Source organism: Novosphingobium resinovorum (assembly GCF_001742225.1).
GTDB lineage: Bacteria > Pseudomonadota > Alphaproteobacteria > Sphingomonadales > Sphingomonadaceae > Novosphingobium > Novosphingobium resinovorum_A.
The window spans coordinates 2,455,389-2,474,776 of the sequence record NZ_CP017075.1 but is presented as its reverse complement, the minus strand read 5'-3'; the positions used below and the strand labels follow the sequence as shown (position 1 = coordinate 2,474,776).

At 65.6% G+C, this 19,388-nt stretch carries 28 protein-coding genes; 14 read left to right on the top strand and 14 right to left on the bottom strand.

Annotated features, from left to right (window positions below; genetic code table 11):
* Window positions 1-102 precede the first annotated feature (102 nt).
* Complete coding sequence (locus BES08_RS32840; RefSeq protein ID WP_155986299.1) at window positions 103-354, top strand: hypothetical protein; 252 nt, start codon at window positions 103-105, stop codon at window positions 352-354.
* Window positions 355-360: 6 nt separating this feature from the next.
* Here the strand turns inward: BES08_RS32840 and BES08_RS11620 are convergent, their stop codons facing one another.
* The 7 genes from BES08_RS11620 to BES08_RS11590 all read right to left on the bottom strand — a co-directional run bounded on the left by BES08_RS11620 (window position 361) and on the right by BES08_RS11590 (window position 5,672).
* Window positions 361-1,770 (bottom strand): thiol-disulfide oxidoreductase, encoded by a 1,410-nt coding sequence (locus BES08_RS11620; RefSeq protein ID WP_231957983.1) that lies wholly within the window; start codon window positions 1,768-1,770, stop codon window positions 361-363.
* A gap of 98 nt (window positions 1,771-1,868) precedes the next feature.
* Window positions 1,869-2,270 (bottom strand): thiol-disulfide oxidoreductase DCC family protein, encoded by a 402-nt coding sequence (locus BES08_RS11615; protein WP_069708367.1) that lies wholly within the window; start codon window positions 2,268-2,270, stop codon window positions 1,869-1,871.
* Window positions 2,267-2,464 carry a hypothetical protein gene (locus BES08_RS11610; protein ID WP_069708366.1) on the bottom strand — a complete coding sequence of 66 codons (198 nt, stop codon included), beginning with the start codon at window positions 2,462-2,464 and terminating at the stop codon, window positions 2,267-2,269. Before BES08_RS11610 ends, BES08_RS11615 begins: the two co-directional genes overlap by 4 nt.
* 185 nt (window positions 2,465-2,649) lie before the next feature.
* Window positions 2,650-3,057, bottom strand: coding sequence for a hypothetical protein (locus tag BES08_RS11605; RefSeq protein ID WP_008827763.1), 408 nt, complete (start codon window positions 3,055-3,057; stop codon window positions 2,650-2,652).
* A 173-nt stretch (window positions 3,058-3,230) separates the two neighbouring features.
* The gene (tldD, locus tag BES08_RS11600) at window positions 3,231-4,649 is read right to left on the bottom strand and encodes a metalloprotease TldD (protein ID WP_008827764.1); all 1,419 of its coding nucleotides are present in this window, start codon (window positions 4,647-4,649) and stop codon (window positions 3,231-3,233) included.
* Window positions 4,650-4,703: 54 nt separating this feature from the next.
* Window positions 4,704-4,913 (bottom strand): zinc-finger domain-containing protein, encoded by a 210-nt coding sequence (locus tag BES08_RS11595; RefSeq protein WP_008827765.1) that lies wholly within the window; start codon window positions 4,911-4,913, stop codon window positions 4,704-4,706.
* 189 nt (window positions 4,914-5,102) lie between these two features.
* Window positions 5,103-5,672, bottom strand: coding sequence for an FMN-dependent NADH-azoreductase (locus BES08_RS11590; protein ID WP_036526860.1), 570 nt, complete (start codon window positions 5,670-5,672; stop codon window positions 5,103-5,105).
* Window positions 5,673-5,763: 91 nt separating this feature from the next.
* On the opposite strand from BES08_RS11590, the gene BES08_RS11585 reads away from it, so the two are divergent.
* The 3 genes from BES08_RS11585 to BES08_RS11575 all read left to right on the top strand — a co-directional run bounded on the left by BES08_RS11585 (window position 5,764) and on the right by BES08_RS11575 (window position 7,255).
* A complete protein-coding gene (locus BES08_RS11585) occupies window positions 5,764-6,189 on the top strand; it encodes a winged helix-turn-helix transcriptional regulator (protein ID WP_008827767.1) in 426 nt (141 codons plus the stop codon).
* Window positions 6,190-6,350: 161 nt separating this feature from the next.
* Window positions 6,351-6,629 carry an usg protein gene (locus BES08_RS11580; protein WP_069708365.1) on the top strand — a complete coding sequence of 93 codons (279 nt, stop codon included), beginning with the start codon at window positions 6,351-6,353 and terminating at the stop codon, window positions 6,627-6,629.
* A 77-nt stretch (window positions 6,630-6,706) separates the two neighbouring features.
* On the top strand, window positions 6,707-7,255 hold the full coding sequence (locus BES08_RS11575; protein ID WP_069708364.1) for an NADPH-dependent FMN reductase: 549 nt from the start codon (window positions 6,707-6,709) through the stop codon (window positions 7,253-7,255).
* A gap of 47 nt (window positions 7,256-7,302) precedes the next feature.
* On the opposite strand, the gene BES08_RS11570 is transcribed toward BES08_RS11575, so the two are convergent.
* The 4 genes from BES08_RS11570 to BES08_RS11555 form a co-directional block, all read right to left on the bottom strand.
* Entirely contained in the window at window positions 7,303-8,790 is a 1,488-nt protein-coding gene (locus BES08_RS11570) for a PQQ-dependent sugar dehydrogenase (RefSeq protein ID WP_069708363.1), read from the bottom strand.
* A 165-nt stretch (window positions 8,791-8,955) separates the two neighbouring features.
* Complete coding sequence (spt, locus tag BES08_RS11565; RefSeq protein WP_069708362.1) at window positions 8,956-10,176, bottom strand: serine palmitoyltransferase; 1,221 nt, start codon at window positions 10,174-10,176, stop codon at window positions 8,956-8,958.
* 5 nt (window positions 10,177-10,181) lie between these two features.
* Window positions 10,182-10,421, bottom strand: a complete 240-nt coding sequence (locus tag BES08_RS11560; protein WP_008827771.1) for an acyl carrier protein — start codon at window positions 10,419-10,421, stop codon at window positions 10,182-10,184.
* An 88-nt stretch (window positions 10,422-10,509) separates the two neighbouring features.
* Entirely contained in the window at window positions 10,510-10,872 is a 363-nt protein-coding gene (locus BES08_RS11555; RefSeq protein ID WP_008827772.1) for a response regulator, read from the bottom strand.
* A gap of 51 nt (window positions 10,873-10,923) precedes the next feature.
* Between BES08_RS11555 and BES08_RS11550 the strand changes: the two genes are divergently transcribed.
* From BES08_RS11550 to BES08_RS11530, 5 genes are read left to right on the top strand one after another with little or no spacing between them, the layout of a single operon-like run.
* Window positions 10,924-11,208 (top strand): DUF3572 domain-containing protein, encoded by a 285-nt coding sequence (locus BES08_RS11550; protein ID WP_231957982.1) that lies wholly within the window; start codon window positions 10,924-10,926, stop codon window positions 11,206-11,208.
* Window positions 11,205-11,867 carry an HAD family hydrolase gene (locus BES08_RS11545; protein WP_036526866.1) on the top strand — a complete coding sequence of 221 codons (663 nt, stop codon included), beginning with the start codon at window positions 11,205-11,207 and terminating at the stop codon, window positions 11,865-11,867. The genes BES08_RS11550 and BES08_RS11545 overlap by 4 nt, the downstream gene beginning before the upstream one ends.
* Window positions 11,854-12,318 carry a RidA family protein gene (locus BES08_RS11540; protein WP_008827775.1) on the top strand — a complete coding sequence of 155 codons (465 nt, stop codon included), beginning with the start codon at window positions 11,854-11,856 and terminating at the stop codon, window positions 12,316-12,318. The genes BES08_RS11545 and BES08_RS11540 overlap by 14 nt, the downstream gene beginning before the upstream one ends.
* A complete protein-coding gene (locus BES08_RS11535; protein WP_036526867.1) occupies window positions 12,299-13,066 on the top strand; it encodes a glycerophosphodiester phosphodiesterase family protein in 768 nt (255 codons plus the stop codon). The genes BES08_RS11540 and BES08_RS11535 overlap by 20 nt, the downstream gene beginning before the upstream one ends.
* On the top strand, window positions 13,063-14,199 hold the full coding sequence (locus BES08_RS11530; protein WP_069708361.1) for a GNAT family N-acetyltransferase: 1,137 nt from the start codon (window positions 13,063-13,065) through the stop codon (window positions 14,197-14,199). Before BES08_RS11535 ends, BES08_RS11530 begins: the two co-directional genes overlap by 4 nt.
* 1 nt (window position 14,200) lies before the next feature.
* On the opposite strand, the gene BES08_RS11525 is transcribed toward BES08_RS11530, so the two are convergent.
* A complete protein-coding gene (locus tag BES08_RS11525; protein WP_036526870.1) occupies window positions 14,201-14,536 on the bottom strand; it encodes an SEL1-like repeat protein in 336 nt (111 codons plus the stop codon).
* Between the two features lie 325 nt (window positions 14,537-14,861).
* Here BES08_RS11525 and dksA point away from each other — a divergent pair, with 325 nt between their 5' ends.
* From dksA to BES08_RS11500, 5 genes are all read left to right on the top strand, one after another.
* Window positions 14,862-15,320 (top strand): RNA polymerase-binding protein DksA, encoded by a 459-nt coding sequence (gene dksA, locus BES08_RS11520; RefSeq protein ID WP_036526871.1) that lies wholly within the window; start codon window positions 14,862-14,864, stop codon window positions 15,318-15,320.
* A gap of 196 nt (window positions 15,321-15,516) precedes the next feature.
* Window positions 15,517-15,891, top strand: coding sequence for a PilZ domain-containing protein (locus BES08_RS11515; RefSeq protein ID WP_069708360.1), 375 nt, complete (start codon window positions 15,517-15,519; stop codon window positions 15,889-15,891).
* A 65-nt stretch (window positions 15,892-15,956) separates the two neighbouring features.
* A complete protein-coding gene (locus BES08_RS11510; RefSeq protein WP_069708359.1) occupies window positions 15,957-17,477 on the top strand; it encodes an ABC transporter substrate-binding protein in 1,521 nt (506 codons plus the stop codon).
* Between the two features lie 72 nt (window positions 17,478-17,549).
* The gene (locus tag BES08_RS11505) at window positions 17,550-17,939 is read left to right on the top strand and encodes a DUF4112 domain-containing protein (protein WP_008827782.1); all 390 of its coding nucleotides are present in this window, start codon (window positions 17,550-17,552) and stop codon (window positions 17,937-17,939) included.
* Window positions 17,940-17,963: 24 nt separating this feature from the next.
* On the top strand, window positions 17,964-18,161 hold the full coding sequence (locus BES08_RS11500) for a hypothetical protein (protein ID WP_008827783.1): 198 nt from the start codon (window positions 17,964-17,966) through the stop codon (window positions 18,159-18,161).
* Here the strand turns inward: BES08_RS11500 and arfB are convergent, their stop codons facing one another.
* Both arfB and BES08_RS11490 read right to left on the bottom strand, forming a co-directional pair.
* Complete coding sequence (gene arfB, locus BES08_RS11495; protein ID WP_008827784.1) at window positions 18,162-18,578, bottom strand: alternative ribosome rescue aminoacyl-tRNA hydrolase ArfB; 417 nt, start codon at window positions 18,576-18,578, stop codon at window positions 18,162-18,164.
* Complete coding sequence (locus BES08_RS11490; RefSeq protein ID WP_197524461.1) at window positions 18,575-19,276, bottom strand: RluA family pseudouridine synthase; 702 nt, start codon at window positions 19,274-19,276, stop codon at window positions 18,575-18,577. Before BES08_RS11490 ends, arfB begins: the two co-directional genes overlap by 4 nt.
* Between the last annotated feature and the right edge of the window lie 112 nt (window positions 19,277-19,388).

The following is a 19,388-nucleotide window of genomic DNA, read 5'->3' as shown; positions in this document are numbered from 1 at the left end:
TGAGCCGATTGGTCCGTCGCCCGATTGGCAAAAAATGCCTATGACGGTATAGGCCAGAGAGGCGCGAATGCCGGCCAGAGTAACCTGGCGTAGAAACGGCGAATGACGCTGGGGACGAGCAGTTTGGACCCTGCAATTCCGTCGTCGGCGATAGATGGCGAAACCATTGAATTTGGCATATGGCCAAAAAGTCCAATGATTTCAAAAGCGCTGTTCTTTGTCGGTGTCGCTGACGGTATAGCTTTGGGTGAGAAATATTTTTTCCCTAAAAATCAATTGGTTAGAATTCTAGGAAATAATCGAGTGGGAGTAAGCGGCAAGCCCGGTCCGATGGGCTGGGGGTCGGCTTCCTGACCGGTCCTAGTGCGTGCAGACCTTGGGCCGGTTGGGGTCGACCTGCTTGAAGATGAGCAGCTTGCGTTCGAGCCAGGTCGCGGATTCCAGCGTCAGGCTGGCGGCCGTCGCCTGCTCGATCAACTGGCCGTCGTGAATATAGGTTACCCACTGGTCGGGATGACGGCGCAGGAATTCCTCGATCGAGAACAGCACGTTCATCCGGCCCTCGTTCGCCGTGCGGGTGAGCGAGGGGCTTGACGAGGCGACGACCTGCACCACGTCCCGCTGGTAGTCGAACAGATAGGGCGGGCGCGAGAACAGCAGGTGGTTGGTGGTGCCGCCTTCTGTGTGCAGGTTGCTGAACATGTTGATCGAACTTTCGGTCTTGAGCCCGAGGTAGGGTGACAGGCAACTGACGAAGTAGAGTACCGGGACGATCCAGTTCCATGCAGCATAAGGACTGCGACCGGCGGTTCCTCCGCGATAGGGCAGGTACAGCATCGCTGCGTAGATCATCGCGGTCATGGCCACGCCGCCGACCACTGCCCAGGTCAGGATGAAGATTGAGTGCAGCAGCATGAGCGCGGGGCGGCCCGGGTTCGCGAGCGCCAGCAGCAGCACGACCAGCGTGGCGATCGCCAGAAGCGCGGCTATCGGCGCCAGAATGCCGATGCGGCCGAACAGGCTGCGCAGCGGCTCCACGACATGACGGCAGGTGATCTCGTAGATCTTCGCGCTGGCCTCGCGCGGCATCGTCAGCATGTAGAGCGCGAAGACGAGGCTGGAGAAGTCCATGTACCAGCTGTAGGCCGAGATCGGAATGATATAGTGGAACACCAGAGCGCTGGTCAGGCCGATCGCGAACCACCGCTTCCAGAACAGCGCGACGATGGCGATACCCTCGATCACGAACGTCGACCAGATCGCAAGGTAACGGCCGACGAGGTTGTCCTCCAGCCCGAACGGCTCGGCCAGCGGCTTGTAGAGGCCGACCGCGCAACTGACGGTGGGATCGAGGAAGTCGGTATTTATCTTATGGAAGATCCCGTAGAAGTACATCGTCGCGAGGATCAGTCGCGCCGGGGTGCGCAGGGACTCGTAAAGGCGCTCGCGGGTCAGTTTCCCCTGCGCGGCCAGCACCGTACCGCTGAGCAGGATGCACAAGTCGAACATCGTGGTGATCGTCTTGTTGTTGGATGCGACGGGCAGACGCAGTGCGTAGAGCAGCACTGTGCAGGCGGCGAGGGCGACGAAGGCGTAAGTCTTGCGCGGGAACAGGATCGTCATCACGCTGGTGGCCACGACCGACCATGCCAGCAGCATGTAGAGCGCGCCTTCGCGCCCGGTCAGGCCCCAGGGATCGCCGACGATGCTGAACAGTGCCGCGACGCCCCAGCAAGGGGCTACGGCGGTCAGGCCGTCGAATGTGGGCATTGCTGCGCCCTGCGATAGGCTGCGCCACGCGATCGGGCGGAAAAGCGGAGTGCCTGGTGCCGACGACATAAGTTTCCCCTCGGTGTCGTTAGTGCCGGTCAGTCCCCGGCGGCAGGGGACTGTGCGATGCGCTTGCGCCCGCGCAGCCACAGGGTCGCCCTTCGCCCCGCCTTCAGCCAGGGATAGCTGAGCCGGGCAATGGCGGGGCGGGAAAAAAGCAGGGCGTTCATGCGGTTGAACAGGCTGGAGGGCGATGCCAGCAGCGCCAGCGCATGCACAGCGTCGGAGCCGTGATAAATCCGCTCGCGGTAGGAGAAGACCATGCCGTGGTCGAGGTCGAAGCCTTGCGCCGCGATCGCGGCCACGCGCGGGTCGTCGCTGCGCGCATCGACGAGTTCGACGGGGCCGACGCTGTCGCGCAGCCTGAGCATGCGCACGTAGTTCTGGCAGAAGATGCACTCGCCATCGTAGACGACCAGCGCCGGCGCCTCGCCGCTCACGGGACATCCTTGCCGAGTTTACCGGGAGGATCGCGGAAGGATTCCCTCTCGCAGTCGCCGTAGAAGGCGCAGCCGGATACCACCGGGATATTGTGCAAGGCATCGACTATGCCCACGAGGGTCAGGATGACGCTTGCGTAGACGGCCGCGCGCCTGAGAGGCGTCAGGGCCTGCGGGTGGGTGGGGTCCTGCACGGCCCGAATCCTCCACGGTGACGAGATCGATTTGATCTCGGTACATGAGGAGGTTTTCAGACTTGGCGGGGCAGGACAACCGTATCGGAGTGGCTAACCCGTTCGGATAGTCGCTGCGATGCAGCAAAAACGAAGAAAACGGTCGGGGAAATCCCCGACCGCCTTCTTCGTGCGACCGCTCAGGCTCAGTTGGCCGATGCGACCTTCTTGTAAGGGACGAAATCCTGCAGGCCGACGAAGCCATTCCACATGAAATTGGCATTGCGGTCATGCAGTTGCACGGTGTCGAGGCGGCACAGCTGCGAGGTGTACAGCCTGGTCACCATGACATCGTCATCGTCCAGCCGATCCACGTTGGTCGGCCGGTTGACATAAAGTGTACTGCCGACCCGGTAGACGATCGCGGTCTTGTCGATCACGGTCGTGTTCTGGGTCTGTGAATAGGGGATGCAACTCACCGGCTTGCCGGCTTCGCGCCCGTCCAGCATCTTGGCGAGCTGTTGCTCACCGGTCAGCTTGGTGCGGGCCTCGGCGGCAGGCATGGCGAGCAGCGAAGCGACAGCGAGTGTCGCGCAGATCGCAAGCGTCTTCATGGCCTTCTTCCTCAGTTAACGCACCCCGCGTTGATCTTGTGTGTAGCACGATTCGTCTGAACTTGGGCTGACTGTTTGCGCCCTTCGACAGGCTCAGGGTGAGCGGGAGTAATGTAATCCTCTCAAACCCGCTCAGGCTGAGCTTGTCGAAGCCCCGCCGACCATACTTCGGCTCAGGCGGTGCCGCCCACCGTCAGTCCCTCGATCAGCAGGGTGGGCTGTCCGACACCGGCGGGCACGCTCTGGCCGCCCTTGCCGCACACGCCGACGCCGCGGTCGAGTTCGAGGTCGTTGCCGATGCCCTTGACCTTGGTGAGCACCGAGGGGCCGTCGCCGATCAGCGTCGCGCCCTTGATCGGAGCGCCCAGCTTGCCGTTCTCGACCATGTAGGCCTCGGTGCAGGAGAACACGAACTTGCCCGAGACGATGTCGACCTGGCCGCCGCCGAAGTTCTTGGCGAAGATGCCCTTCTTCATGCCAGCGAGCAGTTCTTCCGGATTGTCGTTGCCGGCCTTCATGAAAGTGTTGGTCATGCGCACCTGCGGGGCATGGGCGTAGTTCTCGCGGCGGCCGTTACCGGTGGGTTCGACGCCCATCAGGCGGGCGTTGAGGCGGTCCTGCATGTAGCCCTTGAGGATGCCGTCCTCGATCAGCACGGTCTCGCGCGTGGGGGTGCCCTCGTCGTCGATGGTGAGCGAGCCGCGGCGGTTCGGAATCGAGCCGTCATCGACGATGGTGACGCCGGGCGCCGCCACCCGCTCGCCGATGCGGCCGGAGAAGGCCGAGGTGCCCTTACGGTTGAAGTCGCCTTCGAGCCCGTGACCGATCGCCTCGTGCAGGATCACGCCGGGCCAGCCGGGGCCGAGCAGCACGGGGAACTCACCGGCGGGGGCGTCGATGCTTTCGAGGTTCACCAGCGCGGTGGCGAGGGCGGTGTCGATGCCCTCATTCCAGTTCTCGGGCTTGAACAGGTCGTCGTAGAGGAAGCGGCCGCCCATGCCGAACGAGCCGGTTTCGCGCCGCCCGTTGCTTTCCGCCACGATCGAGACGTTGAGGCGCACCAGCGGGCGCACGTCGGTGGCGATGTAGCCGTCCGGGCGGACGATCTCGACCACCGACCATGAGCCCGACAGGCTGGCGCTGACTTGCGCCACGCGCGGGTCGCGGGCGCGGGCGGCGGCGTCGATCATCTCCAGCAGGCGTACCTTCTCGGCGAAGGGCACGAGGTCGAGCGGGGAGACGTCGGTGTAAAGCTTGGCGTTGGTGCGCTGCGGGGCGGCCGGGCGTATGCCGGTCGCGGGATCGAGCAGGCGCAGCGTTTCACCGGCGCGGCGGATGGCGGCGGCGGAAATCTCGTTGGCATGGGCGAAGCCGGTCATCTCGCCCGAGACGCCGCGCAGGCCGAAGCCCGCGTCGCGCGAATAGTCGGCGGTCTTGAGGCGGCCGTCATCGAATCCGAACGCCTCGCTGGCGACGAACTGCATGAACAGTTCGCCATCCTCGCAGGACTTGAGCGTCTCGGCGGCGAGCGCCTGTGCCTCTTCGGGCGAGAGCTGGGTGTAGAGCAGCGAGCGCGGGTCGGTCATGGTCATGCCGCCGATATAGGCAGCATTATCCCCGCGCGAAAGACAAGAACCGCGAAGGGATCAGGCGGCCTGCTGGTCTGCCCCGTTGTCGGCAACCCCGCCCTTGAGCACGAAGCGGCGGTCGCAGTAGCCGCATTCGACATAGCCCTTCTCGTCGATTTCGAGCCAGACGCGGGGATGGCCGAGCGCGGCTCCGCCGGGAATGTCGGTGGCCCCGTCGCAGGAGACGCGGTGGGAATCGGTGAATACGGTTTCGGGCGCGTTGGTCATGGTGTCGCCGGATTACCAAGGGTTTGCGGCGATTTCCAGATGGAATGCGCGTGGGATGGGAAGGAAGGCCCACCCCCGGCCCCTCCTGCAAGCGGGAGGGGCGAGGAAAAGCGCTGGGCTACCCCTCCCGCTTGCGGGAGGGGAGCGAGACTTGGACCGCAGGTCCTAGTCGCAGCGGGGTGGGCTCTGTCAGGCCGCGACGGCCAGCGAACCCGCTTCCTCGATCGCGGCAGCGACCGACTTCGCGCGGGTGTCGGCGTCGATGGCGATGCCTTCGGCCAGCACGAAAGTCGGCTCGGTCACGCCGATGAAGCCGAGCACCGCGCGCAGGTAGCTCTCTGCGTGCTCGAAGGCGGCGGCAGGCTGGCCCTCGCCGTAGTAGCCGCCGCGGGCGAGCGCGACGTAGACCTTCTTGTCGCCGGCGAGGCCCACGGGGCCTTCGGCGGTATAGCGGAAGGTCTTGCCGGCGATGGCGATGCGGTCGATCCAGGCCTTGAGCTGGCTGGGGATCGAGAAGTTGTAGAAGCCCGCGCCGATCACCACCACGTCGGCGTCGAGGAACTGCGCCAGTTCGGGCGTTCCCTCGGGGTTGCCGAGGACGTCGAGGGTCAGGTGCGCCAGCGGCTCGGCGGCGAGGTCGCGGTAGGTGACTTCGAGCGAGGGATCGGCCTTGGTCAGCGAGGATACGATGGCGGCGGAAATGGCGCGGCTGGCCGAATTGTCGCCGAGAATGCTGGAATCGAGGTGGAGAAGCTTCATGGGAGGGTGCCTCAGTCTGGAAATGTGACCAGGTCTAGCTATGTTGCTGGAATGATCGCGCCAAGAGCGCATATTTTCGGGACCTGGTACCATGAAGCTGACTACGTTCGACGAAGCTGACCGGCCTGCCGCCGCCCCGCAGGAAGCGATCGTCCACGACCCCAACGGCAAGGACTGCCGCCTCGTCGGCGACATTCTTGCACGGGTCGGGGACAAGTGGTCGATGCTGGTGGTGATGACGCTGCTCGAGGCGCCGCTGCACTTCAACGAGTTGAAGCGCGCGATCCGGGGCGTGTCGCAGCAGATGCTCTCGCGCAATCTGCGCGCGCTGGAGCGGGACGGACTGGTCGAGCGTACCGTCCATGTCGGTGTGCCGGTACGGGTGGAATATGCGCTGAGCGACCTTGGTCGGTCGCTCGCAGGCCCGGTGCAGGCGCTGGGCGCCTGGGCCGCCCGGGCACGTCCGGCGATCGAGGCGAGCCGCACCGCGTTCGACCGGGAGCACGATGCCCAATGAGGGTAAATCTTCAAGCCACCGGGATTTTCCGCTCCTCTACAAGCGCTTGACTGCTGTAACCGTTATGTCATCCTGCGATTGCTGCACCGCAAGGTAGCGGTGCCGGAAGGAGGTCTATGGCTGGTCGACCGGTTGGAGCTTCGTCGGATTTTCGTGGTCTTGTGGATTCTCAGGCTTCCGGGTATTTTCTCAGGCAGCTAGCGGGCTATGGCCTCACGACTGTCGAGATTCACTATTTCCTGCCCGACCATCCCCGCTTCCTGCAGCTTTTCGCTTTTCAGCAATACGACGTGGCACCGCGCTTTCCCGTGCTCAAGGGCTTCCTCGATTACTGGACGCGCGAGATTGAAGGTCCGCTTCATTCGGTGCGTATCGCCCACAATCACCTGATCGGGCCGCAGGAATGGCGTGCGGTGGACGGGATCATCTCGATCCACTGATAGACTGGCCACTGACGGGGTCTTGCTCCTGACATGCTGCGGGTGGATACCCGGCGCATTCGCAAGAGGAGACAGCCATGTCCAAGATCGCCGTCGTCGTCGGCAGCCTGCGCGCCGAATCGTTCAACCGCAAGCTGGCGGAGGCGCTGATCCGCCTGCCTGCCGCCGAGGGGCATGATTTCACCTTCGCCGACATCGGCGCGCTGCCGCTCTACGATCAGGACGACGACGATGACCAGGCCGAAAGCGTCAAGGCGCTGAAGGCGCTGGTTTCAGGTTCGGACGGCGTGATGTTCGTGACGCCGGAATACAACCGCTCGATGCCGGGCGTACTCAAGAACGCGATCGACAACGCCTCGCGGCCTTATGGGCAGAGCGCCTGGGCGGGCAAGCCTGCGGGTGTGATCGGCGTGTCGGTTGGCGCGATCGGGACCGCGCTGGCGCAGCAGCACTTGCGCAACGTGCTGGCCTATCTCGACATGCCGACGCTGGGCGCACCCGAGGCGTTCCTGCAGTGGAAGGAGGGCCTGCTGAACGAGGACGGCACCGTGGGCGCGCAGTCGGCGGACTTCCTTGGCGGCTGGATGACGGCTTTCCTGGACTACGTGGCCATTCACAGCGCCTGACAAGCGGACCCGGTCACAGGCAGCACTGTGGCCGGGCCCGCCGGGCGTCACGACGCGGGCGGCGTGGTAACGTCGATTTTGACGGTGCCGGTCGGTACGACCCGGAACAGTTCACCATCACCGTCGAGGATGTAGAGCGTGCCGTCCGCGTCGATGGCCATGCCTACCGGCCGGTCGATCGTGCCCGCGTCCGGCATGAAGTCCTCGCTGCGCAGTTCCAGTGCGGAGGCCTGCAGCGTGCCGGTGCCCGAAAGGCGGGCCAGCGGGATGGACCAGATCCGGCCGCCTTTGTCCGAAAAGACGTAGTGATTGGCGATGCCGGGGATCGACCCGGTATAGGCCACCCCGCCGACGATCCCGCGGCTCTGTCGCGGCTCCGTGCCGAGGGGGACGACCAGCGACGGGGTGACGAGCCCGGCCAGCCCGGCGCCTCCGGCCCGCTTCTCCTTCGTGCCTTCGAAATAGGGCCAGCCGAAATTCGGGGCGCCGAGGTCGGCCGTCAGGGAAAGTTCGTCGAAGTCGGTGCCGCCCCGGTCGGACACGATCATGCGGCCATCGGGCAGCGCCGCGACACCGGCAGGCGCGCGCAGGCCGCTGCCCGCCACCGTGCGGGTGTAGTAATCCATCGGGACCGATGCACCCGAATAAGGGTCGTAGCTCGAAGGGAAGGGAACGAAGCGCACCAGTTTGCCCAGCGGTGATGACGCATCCTGCGCGGAGGTGCCGTCCGGATCGCCGATCGCGACGTAAGCGTTGCCATCCGCGCCCTTGCCGATGGCGAGGTTGGCAGCCTGGCTGTCGGGAACGAGGTCTGCGAGAGAAAAATACGTGCAACTCAGGCAGGCGACCCAGGCGCGTCCGAACTGGGTTCCCAGGACGAAGATCGATTCGCGTGATCCCTCGGAACGGGCGCGGGCGATGCCCAGCAGAGAGACTGCCGAAATCGGCGACGTGATGTGGGGAAAGAAGGAATAATAGGTGGACTGCGCCCCGGTGCGACCGTCGATCCGCATGATCGCGTTGGCCCTGAGCGCCACCGCGACATTGCCGTCGACGCCGAGGCTGGCGATGCCGACCGGATCGGCGAGCCCGGTGGCGATCCGCTCGACACGAATGCCTTCCCGGTCGTTGGTGACGGTGATGGCGACGCCGAGCGTGCTGCTCGCCTTGCCGTCGCTGGCCTGCAGCGTGACGTGATAGACATTGTCGCCGTCGGCGTCGGCCGGCAGGTCGTAATTGGGCGCGGCGACGAAGCTGAGCGCCCCGCCCGATGCGATCGCGAAGGCCGCCGCGTCGGCCCCGCCGGAGATTGTGTAAGTGACCGCATCGCCCTGCGCATCGCTGGCGCTTGCCTGATAGGCGACGCCGGTCGTGTTTTCGGCGACAGTGCCTGTTGCAGCAGACGAGAAGGCGGGGGCGGTGTTGGCCGAACCCGTGCCGCCGCTACCGCCGCTGCCGCCACAAGCCGCGAGGGCGAGCGCCAGCATCGAAGTCGCGACGATCGTCATGCCGCGACGCGATGCGCCGCGGGTCATACCTGTTAACATTCTGTAATAGCCCCGTTTTTCGTAGTACCCGGTTAGAATATACTTTGGACAGGCAGGCAAGCACGGTCTGCTTGAGACAAATAAAGGACAAAAAAAGGCGCGCCGTTGTTCTGGCGCGCCTTTGGATGTCCGGGCCTGTCGCGGCCGGCGAGGTCAGCCGATGATGCCCACCGCCGTCCCGGCCCGCGTGAACATGCCGATGATCTGCTGGACCTGTTCGGCCGAATGCTCGGCGCAGAGCGAGCAGCGCAGCAGCGTCATGTTCGCAGGCGTCGCCGGCGGACGCGCGAGGTTCACGTAGAGGCCCTCGTGCAGCAGCGCTTCCCACATCATCGCGCCGCGCTCCAGATCGGGCATGATGACCGAGATGATCGCGCTCTGCGGTTCGGTGGTGCCGAGCTGGAAGCCCGCGTCGGTCAGGCCCTTGTGCAGCGTGCGCGAGCTGTCCCACAGGTGGGCGCGCTTGTCGGCGGCGGTCATCAGCTTGCGAATCGAGGTGGTCGCGGTGGCGACGACGCTCGGCGGCAGGCTGGCGGTGAACACGTAGGGGCGGCAGACCAGGCGCATGATCTCGAACTTGGGATGGTTCGAGACGCAGAAGCCGCCGACGGTGCCGACCGACTTGGAGAAGGTGCCGATCACGAAATCGACGTCATCGAGGCAGCCCTGCTCCTCGGCCACGCCGCGTCCGTTGGGGCCGATGAAGCCCATCGAGTGCGCCTCGTCGACCAGCACCATCGCGCCGTACTTCTTGGCGACCGCGATCATTGCCTTGAGCGGCGCGATGTCGCCCAGCATCGAGTAGACGCCCTCCAGGATCACCAGCTTGCCGGCGCCCTCGGGAATGCGCTTGAGGCGCTTTTCCATCGCCTCGATGTCGTTGTGCTTGAAGGGCACGACTTCGGCGTCGCCCATCTTGCAGCCGTCCCAGATCGAGGCGTGGCTGTCGATGTCGAGGACGATGTAATCGCCCTTGCCGGCGATGGTCGAGATGATCCCGAGGTTGGCCTGGTAGCCGGTCGAGAACACCATCGCGTGGTCCATGGCGTAGAAGTCGCAAAGCGCCTCTTCTACCGCCTTATGGCCTGCGTAGGTGCCGTTGAGTACCCGGCTGCCGGTTGTGCCGGAACCGAAGTTGTCGAGCGCCTGCTTGCCCGCCGCGATCACGTCGGGGTCGAAGGTCATGCCCATGTAGTTGTACGTGCCCAGCAGAATCGTCTCGCGCCCGTTGCACAGGGCGACGGTGGGGGAGATGACACGCTCCATGACCAGCCCGAACGGATCGGTCACGCCGGTGGCCAGAAGGTCGCTCCGCATCTTGATGAGCGGATCGAACTTGCTGAAAAGATCGGTGCTTTCAACGGTCTCGGTCATCGCGTTCAGCCCTTGAGCTTGACCACGGCATCGACGAGCTGGCCGTAGTTCTCGATCTCGGCCTGGGCATTCATCGAGATGATGATGTCGAACTCGTCCTCGATGGCGGCGACGAAGTCCATCACCGTCAGGCTGTCGAATTCCAGGTCGTCGGTGAAACGGGTGGCATCGGTCACTTCGACGCCCTTCTTGTTGAAGGGCTCGATCAGCGCGGCGATGCGGGCCGAAGTCTCTGCGCGGTCCATGGGTATCTAACTCCGAAAGCGTCGGGCGGCTCTCTGGCCGGGAATTGCGGCGCAAAAGCGGCGCGGGTGTAACATGTCAAGGGCGCGCTTACAGCAGCGCCCGTACCGCCTGCATGAACGGGCCGATCGAAACCGGCTTCGCCAGATAGCCTTCGGCGCCTGCCTCGCGGATGCGTTCCTCGTCGCCCTTGCCGGCGTAAGCGGTCACCGCGAGTACGGGAATCGTGCGCAGGACGGGGTCCTTCTTCGCCGCCTCGATCAGGTCCAGCCCTGAGACATTGGGCAGCTGGATGTCCATGATGACGAGATTCGGCACGAATTGCCGCGCCTTGTCGAGCGCGTCCAGGCCATCGGCACACGGCTCCACCGCGTAGCCCTGACTGCGAAGCACGTCGCAAAACAGCTTCCGGTTGAGATCGTTGTCCTCGACAACGAGGATTCGCTTTGCCATTCGACGCCCTGATGACCATCTGGGGTAATACACCCCGTCTATTCCGTCCGAGTGAGACTGACAATTCTTCGAGAGCCCTCATCCCCATCCGATCCGCAGGCGCTGGCCCTGAATGCCCTCGGCTGGGTGCTGAGCGATCAGGACCGTGCCGAGCGTTTCCTTTCGCTCACCGGCCTGACGCCGGAGGAACTGCGCGCCTCGCTGGGTGAGCCCTCCACCCTGGGTGCGGTAATGGATTTCCTCTGCGCGCACGAGCCGGACCTGCTGGGCGCGGCCGACGCGCTGGACGTTCAGCCCGAGATGCTGGTCGCCGCACAAAGGAAGCTGGGCGCATGACGAAACCGCTGCTCATCACCGACTGCGACGAAGTGCTGCTCCACATGATCAAGCACTTCCGCGACTGGCTGGCCGAGGAAGAAGGCGTCCATTTCGATATCGAGAACGGCGAGTTCTACAAGTCGATGCGCCGGATCGGCAGCGACACGCCGCTGGAACAGGCGGAGATGTGGACGCTGCTCAACGGCTTCTTCGATTCGCAGATGCACCGCCAGACGCCGATCGAAGGCGCCGTCGATGCGATCGCCGCGATCCGCGAGCACGCCGACGTGGTGGTCCTCACCAACCTCATGGATTTCCGCCGCGAGGCGCGCGAAGCGCAGCTGATCGAACACGGCATGCCGCTGCGCGTCTTCACCAACCAGGGACCGAAAGGCCCGGCGCTCCAGGCGATCCTCGACGAGTACCAGCCCAGCCGTGCGGTCTTCATCGACGACCTGTCGCAGCATCATGGCTCGGTCTTCGAGGTTTCCCCCCAAGTTCGCCGACTGCACTTGTGCGGTGAACCGAAGATCGCCCCCAACATCAAGTGCGCTCTCCAGCTCGGCCACGCCCACGCGCGGATCGATGACTGGAAGACCGCGCTCCCCTGGCTGCTGACCAATCTTACGGCCCCCAGCCTGACCCGCGAAGAAGAGGAATTCCATGAGCAAGATTGATGACCGTCTCGCCGAACTCGGCCTGACCCTGCCTGCGGCGGCGGCCCCGGTTGCCGCGTACGTTGCCGTGGTCGAGGCGGGTGGCCTGGCCCACGTTTCCGGCCAGTTGCCTTTCGTCGATGGCAAGCTCGTCACCGGCCGTCTGGGCGAGGATGTCTCCATCGAGGCGGGCACCGAAGCAGCACAGGCCTGCGGCGTGATGATCCTGGCGCAGCTCAAGGCGGCGCTCGGCTCGCTCGACCGGGTGGAGCGGATCGTCAAGCTGGGCGGTTTCGTCAATTCCACCGGCGATTTCACCGACCAGCCCAAGGTCATCAACGGCGCCTCCGAGCTGATGGTCGCGGTGTTCGGCGATGCCGGCAAGCATGCGCGCAGCGCGGTCGGCGTGCCGGTGCTGCCGCTGGGCGCCGCCGTCGAAGTGGACGCCATCGTTGCCGTTCGCCCTGCTTGATCGCTGGCGTGCGCCTGCACCCGATCCGCGCAAGGTCGCGTGGATCGGGGCGCAGGACTATGCCCATCGGGGGCTACACGGCAGCGGCGTGCCGGAAAACTCGCGCGCGGCCTTTGCCAGGGCCATCGCGGCGGGCAACGGCATCGAACTGGACGTGCAGCGTTCCGGCGATGGGCAACCGGTCATCTTCCATGACGATACGCTCGACCGCTTGACCAGCGAGAGCGGCCCCACCGAGCGCCGCAGCGCGGCGCAGCTCGGCACCATAACTTTGTCGGGCACGGCAGAGACCATCCCGACGCTGCGGCAGGTTCTGGCGCAAGTCGGCGGCAAGGTCCCGGTACTCATCGAGATCAAGTCCGACCGCAAGGTCCGCATCGCCGCGCTGTGCCTGGCGGTGCGCCGGGTGCTGGAGGGTTATACCGGCAACCACGCGGTCATGAGCTTCGACCCGCGCGTTTCGCGCTGGTACTGGCGCCATTCGCCGCACACCGTGCGCGGCCTCATCGTTTCCGAGGGCGAGGACCGGGCGCTGCCCGGCAAGATCCGCCGCCGCCTGTCGCTGTGGCATGCCCGGCCCGATTTCCTCGCCTACGACGTGCGCGATCTGCCGAGCCGCTTCGCTGCCGCGCAGCGCGGCCGGGGCCTCCCCGTCGCGACCTGGACGGTGCGCGAGCCCGAGCACGACGAGCGCGCCGCCGCTTACGCCGATGCGGCCATTTTCGAGATTCGCGAAGGGGACGCGTGAGCGAGGGCGCCTTCACCGCCCGCCTGCTCGGCGCCGTGGGCGATCTGCCCGCCGATCAGTGGGATGCGCTGACCGATGGGGCGAATCCCTTCGTCGCTCACGCCTTCCTCACTGCGATGGAGGAATCGGGCAGCGTCGGCGGCCGCAGCGGCTGGACGCCATTACCGCTGGTGATCGACGGTCCTGACGGCAGCCTTGCCGCCGCGCTTCCGGCATACCTGAAGGAGCACTCGCAGGGCGAGTACGTCTTCGACCATGCCTGGGCCGATGCCTGGCACCGGGCGGGCGGATCGTACTATCCCAAGCTGCAGATTGCGGTGCCTTTCACCCCGGCCACCGGCCCGCGCCTGCTAACACCGCATCCCGAACTCATGCTGCCGCTACTGCGCGCGGCGGAGACGCTGTGCCGTGACAATGGCCTCTCCTCCGCCCACGCGACCTTCATCGAACCGGCGCAGGTCCCCGTGTTCCAGAACGCCGGATGGCTGCTGCGCGAGGACATTCAGTTTCATTGGGAGAATCGCGGCTACGCGACTTTCGACGATTTCCTTGGGCAACTGTCGTCGCGCAAGCGCAAGGATCTGCGCAAGGAGCGGGAGAAAGCGCAGGAGGGCGTCGAGATTCGCGCTCTGTCAGGCGATGAGATCACCGAGGCGCATTGGGAAGCCTTCTGGGATTTCTACCAGGACACAGGCGCGCGCAAATGGGGACGCCCCTATCTCACGCGCGAGGCGTTCAGCCTGCTGGGCGAGACGATGGCCGATCGCATCCTGATGGTGCTGGCCTTCATCGACGGGCACCCGGTGGCGGGCGCGCTGAACTTCATTGGCGAGGAGGCGCTGTACGGACGCTACTGGGGCGCCGTCGTCGACAAGCCGTTCCTGCACTTCGAACTGTGCTACTATCAGGCGATCGATGCCGCGATCCGGCTGGGCCTCGGCCGTGTCGAGGCGGGCGCGCAGGGCGGGCACAAGCTGGCGCGAGGATACGAGCCGGTGCGCACGATCTCGGCGCACTACATCGTCCATGATGGCCTGCGGGCCGCGATTGCCGACTATCTCGAGCAGGAGCGGGCAGGGATCGCCACCGACCAGCTCCGGCTAGGCGGGCATTCGCCCTTCCGCAAGGCCTAGCTCAGGCAGCCTTGCGGACCGTCGCGCCCAGCCACTGGCGCGCGCGGCGCTGGGCTTCCGCGATTTCACGGGCCGTCATGTCGTCGGCGACTTCAGCGCGGCAGACGGTGGCTTCCTCGTGCCCGCCCACGGCGGCGAGGTTGAACCACTTGTGCGCTTCGATGAGGTCGCAGGGGGCGCCGTGGCTGCCGGTCGAGAATGCGACACCGAGATCGAAATAAGCCGAAGCATCTCCCTGCGCGGCGGCGGACAGCGCCTCGGCGATGAGCATGTCGCCTGCGAAGTCGTTCGCGGCGGCCGGCGTGGCGAGATCCTGGTTAATCCAGACAGTTTCCATCGTAATCCCCGTGCCTTCAAAAAGGGTTGTGACCGCGTGGACCTCAATCGTTTGCAAATGGCCCCTGCGTTCGATTTGGCCAATCTGTCCGACGGCGATCAAGAAATGGTTAACGGCGACTGCGAGCAGGTCCCGCCTGCGGATTAACTCTGTGTCACCCGGAGACGGCGTTAAGAATTTTGTGGATCGCCACGGATATACGCTTGTGCGGTCAAGAGTGCGGAATTATAGGCCGCCTCAACTGCGGATCGTTGTACGGTTACCGGAAAAAATTCGGGGCTGCAGGGCGTTGGCGATCTGTGGAAGCACTGCGGAGTTTCTCTGGATGGCAACGGCCCTAGCTGACGAAATTGATGTACTCGCCAAGGCAAAGCGTGCAATTGGCGGCGCCTACATTTCCGAACCTGACGAAGAATACATGAATGAGGCACAGCAGGATTATTTCCGGCGGCTGCTTCTGGCATGGAAAAAGTCGATCCTCGATGCGGCAGCGGGCACGCTGCAGCAGTTGCAGGACGGCCCGATTCGCGAACCCGACCTCAACGACCGCGCCTCGAGCGAGACCGACTGGGGTATCGAACTGCGCACCCGCGACCGCCAGCGCAAGCTGATCGCCAAGATCGATTCGGCCATGCGCCGTATCGAGGAAGGCGAATACGGCTACTGCGAGGTCACCGGCGAGCCGATCGGCCTCGGTCGTCTCGAAGCGCGTCCGATCGCGACCATGACGGTCGAGGCGCAGGAAGCGCACGAGCGCCGCGAAAAAGTCTCGCGCGACGACTGATTGGATCGCGGCACCGGCCCGGTGCTGCAATTCCGACAAACAAGGTCAAGACCCGGCTCCGACTCTGTCCGGAGCCGGGACATTAAGCCTTTGTTTGCCAATGGCGGCTAGGAATACGGGCCAAAGCACGGTAGTTTGCCGCGCATTGGCGGCACGATCGTGACGTGCATTTTGAAACGCCCCGGACGAAGATCGCATGAACCAAGGTGAAAATCGGCAGATTGCGCGCGACAGCCTGTTCCTCATGGCTGACCTTCGCGTGGACGGTCTCGACGGCGATTTCCGGATCAAGGTGCGCAACCTCTCGGCCGGCGGCATGATGGGCGAAGGCAACGTGCGCGTCGTGCGCGGTACCGTCGTCTCGGTCAACATCCGCAATATCGGCTGGGTCGAAGGCTCGGTCGCCTGGGTGCAGGAAAGCCGCTTCGGCGTCGCTTTCCGCGAGGACATCGATCCGCGCCTCGCCCGCGCGCAGGCCGGCCAGGCCGGGCGGGTCGAGCATATGACCCCCGATTACTTGCGCAACTACCAGGCCCCGACGACCGACGCGACGCTCCTGCGCAAGATCTGAGAGGGAAAGCGGAAAAATCCCGCGCGCCGGTTGCGAGGCGCGGGAAATCGGCTACTCCCTGTTCCATGCTGTCCAAGCGCCAAGCCTCGCGGGTGCTGGCCGTTGCGGCCGCCTTCACGCTCGCCTCCTGCAGCGGCTACGATAACTCGGCGCTGGGCGTCGCCGTGGTCGGCCAGCCCGGCGATCCCTTCTCCGAAAGTTCCGATCTCTCGGCCGGAGCCGTACTGGTCCGCGCCTCGACGGTGGAGGGGCTGGTCGCCTTCGACGATGCGGGGCGGGTGATCCCGGCGCTCGCGGATCGCTGGATCGTCACCGACGACGGACAGAGCTACATCTTCCGCCTGCGCGACGGTAACTGGGTCACCGGCGAGCCGATCACTGCCGATTCGGCGCGCCGGGCGATCAATGCCGCGCTCAAGGCGCTCGATGACGGGCCTTTGGCGCATGATCTGTCAGGCATAGACGAAGTGCGCGCGATGACCGGGCGCGTGATCGAGATCCGCCTCGCGCGGCCGACGCCCTATCTGCTCCAGCTGCTGGCGCAGCCGGAACTGGGCCTCTACCGCAAGGGCCGGGGCACCGGCCCGATGAGCGTGACGCGCGCGGGCAGCATGGCGACGCTCAGCGCGATCGATCCGGCGAAGCTGGGCATGCCGCCGATCGACAAGTGGGCGGAGCGCACGCGGCAGATCCACTTGCGCGCGCTGCCGGGCGCGCAGGCGGTGGCGGCTTTCAACGACGGCAGCGTCGATCTCGTGCTCGGCGGACGCATCCAGGATTTCCTGCAGACCCGCTCGGTCGGCATCCTGCGCGGGACGATCCAGCTCGATCCGGTGGTCGGCCTGTTCGGGCTGCAGGTGATGAACGACAAGGGCTTCCTGTCCGAGCCCGCCAACCGCGAGGCGCTGGCCATGGCGGTCGACCGGGAGGGACTGATCTCGCCCTTCGGCGTCGGCGGCTGGGCCGCGACCACGCGCATCGTCACGCCCAGCCTCGACGGCGATCTCGGCACCATCGGCGAACGCTGGGGCGAGCAGACCCTCGAACAGCGCCGCGCTGTCGCCGCTGCGCGCGTGAGGGCGTGGCAACCGCCGACGGAACAGCATTCCGCATCGGTGGCCGCATCGGTGCCCGCATCGGGAACGCCTCGCCTCCGCCTGAGCCTCTGGCTGCCCGAAGGCGTGGGCGCCACCGCGCTGTTCAATCGGCTCGCAGGGGATTTCGCGGCGATCGGGGTCGGGCTGGACCGGGCGAAAGACGTGGACAGGGCCGACCTCGCGCTGATCGACGACGTCGCCCGTTATCCGCGCGCGGCGTGGTATCTCAATCGCCTGTCCTGTCATGCGCGCCGCGGGCTCTGCTCGCAGGAGGCCGATGCGCGGGTGGCCGAGGCCGGGGCGGCTTCCACCCCCGCAGAGCGCGCCGCGCTGCTGACCGAGGCCGAGGCCGAACTGACCGGCGCCAACGTCTTCATTCCCTTCGGCACGCCGATCCGCTGGTCGCTGGTTCGCGGAAGTGTGGACGGGTTCTCGGCGAACCCCTGGGGCTGGCATCCCTTGATGCCGCTGGCCTGGCTTCCCAAATAGAAGTCTGCGGCACCCGAGGCCGCTGTTCGACAAGAGGCGGGTAGACACGTGGTTACGCAATCGGCACGGCGCATGGACTTCGAGGTTCCGCTCGGCAACGATCCCGTTTCGATCCGCCGCCGGGTAGAGGCGCTGGAACGCGTGCTGGAGCGTGCCTTCGTCGTACCGGGCATCCGCCGGGAGGTCGGCCTTGACGCCGTGATCGGACTGGTGCCGGTCGCAGGTGACCTGATCGCGGCCGCCATGGGTCTCTACATCGTGTGGGAGGCGCGTAATCTCGGCATGTCGAAATGGCAGCTGGCGCGCATGACCGCCAATGTCGGGTTCGATACGCTGGTCGGTGCGATCCCCGTGGCGGGCGACCTGTTCGACTTCCTGTTCCGCTCGAACAGCCGCAACCTCAAGATCATCCGCAAGCATCTCGACAAGCATCATCCGCATACCCGGGTTATCGACGCCTGACCTCTTCGCGGCTATGAGCGGGGCATGAAAACCGCCTGCCTCGCCATGGCCGTGCTTGCACTGGCCGCCTGCTCGAAGTCCGACACCGCGCCCGGTCCGGGCGGCGTGACGATGGGCGAGGCCCGCGCGCTCGACGAGGCGGCAGCGATGCTGGATGAGCGGCGGCCGCCTGCGGAGGCCGTCGCCCCTGCCGAGGCGCAGGCTAGCGAGGCTGCGCAGTAATCAATCGAAGCTGACTTTGCCGCGCCCGGCCTTGACCGAGCCGCGCAGCTTCTTGCCTTTCAGGCGCTGCTCCTTGCCGACGCGGTTGAGACGGCTCTTGGCGCGTTTTTCGGGCAGCTTGTGTGCTTCGGTGAGCATTTCGGCCAACCGCTCGCGCGCGTCGGCGCGGTTGGCTTCCTGCGTGCGGAAGCGGCGCGCGGTGAAGACCAGTTCGCCGCGCGCGGTCATGCGGCTGCCGGCCAGTTCCTTCAGCCGCGCGAAGACCGGCGGGATCAATCGCAGCGCATAGACGTCGAGGCGCAGTTGCACCGCCGTCGCCACTTTGTTGACGTTCTGGCCGCCCGGACCGGCGGAGGCGATGAAGCTCTCGCTCGCCAGCGCCTGCGCGCGGCCTATCGTGGCCTCAAGATCGCTCATTCATCGGGAGATTCGGGCACGGGTTGGGACGGGGCTTCGGACGCGATGTCCGCAAAGCCGAAAGCGGCGAAGTCGGCGGGCAGGGGGGCTACGGCGACGATCGGCGCCTTCTCTCCGCCGCGCGGCACCGTCAGGCCCGCCGCGTGGAGCATGGTGCGCGGGGCGCCGCTCTTGGTCCCGTAGACCGGATCGCCCAGCAGCGGGAAGCCGAGGCCCGAGGCGGCATGGACGCGGATCTGGTGCGTGCGGCCGGTTTCCGGGCGGAATTCGACGAGGGTGAGGCCGTTCCTTGCGTCCAGCTTGCGCCAGTGGGTGACGGCGGGCTTGCCCTTGCGCGCGGGGATCATGCGCCAGCCATCCTTCGCGGTGCTGACCTTGGAAAGGTTCAGCGCGATCGTGCCCTCGTCTTCGGCGACTTCGCCCGCGACGATGCCGAGGTAGCGCTTTTCGACTGTGCGCTCCTCGAAAGCGGCGGAGAAACGCTTGAGCGCCTTGGGGTTGCGCGCCAGCAGCAGGCAGCCCGAGGTGGCCTGGTCGAGGCGGTGGACCGGCGCGGGTTCGCGGTGAAAGCCGAGCTTGAGTTCGTCGAGCCGGTCTTCCAGGCACTGGCCGCCCGCGCGGGGACGGTCGAGCGGAAGGCCCGCAGGCTTGTCGATGACGAGCGCTTCGCCGTCTTCGAAGAGGATTTCGAGTTGCATCATCGTTTCTTTCGTCTTGAGCGGTACTTGCCCACCCCGTCCGGCTAGGTCCCTTCGGACCAAGCCTCCCGACCCTCCCGCAAGCGAGAGGGTGATATTCTCGTCTCCCCTC

Bases quoted from the DNA above. Each gene is read 5' to 3' on its own strand.
- BES08_RS11540 (WP_008827775.1), top strand. From the start codon at position 11,854: ATGAGCAAGATTGATGACCGTCTCGCCGAACTCGGCCTGACCCTGCCT.
- tldD (WP_008827764.1), bottom strand. From the start codon at position 4,649: ATGACCATGACCGACCCGCGCTCGCTGCTCTACACCCAGCTCTCGCCC.
- dksA (WP_036526871.1), top strand. From the start codon at position 14,862: ATGGCAACGGCCCTAGCTGACGAAATTGATGTACTCGCCAAGGCAAAG.
- BES08_RS11560 (WP_008827771.1), bottom strand. From the start codon at position 10,421: ATGGACCGCGCAGAGACTTCGGCCCGCATCGCCGCGCTGATCGAGCCC.
- BES08_RS32840 (WP_155986299.1), top strand. From the start codon at position 103: ATGACGCTGGGGACGAGCAGTTTGGACCCTGCAATTCCGTCGTCGGCG.
- BES08_RS11525 (WP_036526870.1), bottom strand. From the start codon at position 14,536: ATGGAAACTGTCTGGATTAACCAGGATCTCGCCACGCCGGCCGCCGCG.
- BES08_RS11490 (WP_197524461.1), bottom strand. From the start codon at position 19,276: ATGCAACTCGAAATCCTCTTCGAAGACGGCGAAGCGCTCGTCATCGAC.
- BES08_RS11500 (WP_008827783.1), top strand. From the start codon at position 17,964: ATGAAAACCGCCTGCCTCGCCATGGCCGTGCTTGCACTGGCCGCCTGC.
- BES08_RS11575 (WP_069708364.1), top strand. From the start codon at position 6,707: ATGTCCAAGATCGCCGTCGTCGTCGGCAGCCTGCGCGCCGAATCGTTC.
- BES08_RS11505 (WP_008827782.1), top strand. From the start codon at position 17,550: ATGGACTTCGAGGTTCCGCTCGGCAACGATCCCGTTTCGATCCGCCGC.
- arfB (WP_008827784.1), bottom strand. From the start codon at position 18,578: ATGAGCGATCTTGAGGCCACGATAGGCCGCGCGCAGGCGCTGGCGAGC.
- BES08_RS11510 (WP_069708359.1), top strand. From the start codon at position 15,957: ATGCTGTCCAAGCGCCAAGCCTCGCGGGTGCTGGCCGTTGCGGCCGCC.
- BES08_RS11620 (WP_231957983.1), bottom strand. From the start codon at position 1,770: ATGCCCACATTCGACGGCCTGACCGCCGTAGCCCCTTGCTGGGGCGTC.
- BES08_RS11555 (WP_008827772.1), bottom strand. From the start codon at position 10,872: ATGGCAAAGCGAATCCTCGTTGTCGAGGACAACGATCTCAACCGGAAG.
- BES08_RS11605 (WP_008827763.1), bottom strand. From the start codon at position 3,057: ATGAAGACGCTTGCGATCTGCGCGACACTCGCTGTCGCTTCGCTGCTC.
- BES08_RS11585 (WP_008827767.1), top strand. From the start codon at position 5,764: ATGAAGCTGACTACGTTCGACGAAGCTGACCGGCCTGCCGCCGCCCCG.
- BES08_RS11545 (WP_036526866.1), top strand. From the start codon at position 11,205: ATGACGAAACCGCTGCTCATCACCGACTGCGACGAAGTGCTGCTCCAC.
- BES08_RS11595 (WP_008827765.1), bottom strand. From the start codon at position 4,913: ATGACCAACGCGCCCGAAACCGTATTCACCGATTCCCACCGCGTCTCC.
- spt (WP_069708362.1), bottom strand. From the start codon at position 10,176: ATGACCGAGACCGTTGAAAGCACCGATCTTTTCAGCAAGTTCGATCCG.
- BES08_RS11515 (WP_069708360.1), top strand. From the start codon at position 15,517: ATGAACCAAGGTGAAAATCGGCAGATTGCGCGCGACAGCCTGTTCCTC.
- BES08_RS11570 (WP_069708363.1), bottom strand. From the start codon at position 8,790: ATGACCCGCGGCGCATCGCGTCGCGGCATGACGATCGTCGCGACTTCG.
- BES08_RS11590 (WP_036526860.1), bottom strand. From the start codon at position 5,672: ATGAAGCTTCTCCACCTCGATTCCAGCATTCTCGGCGACAATTCGGCC.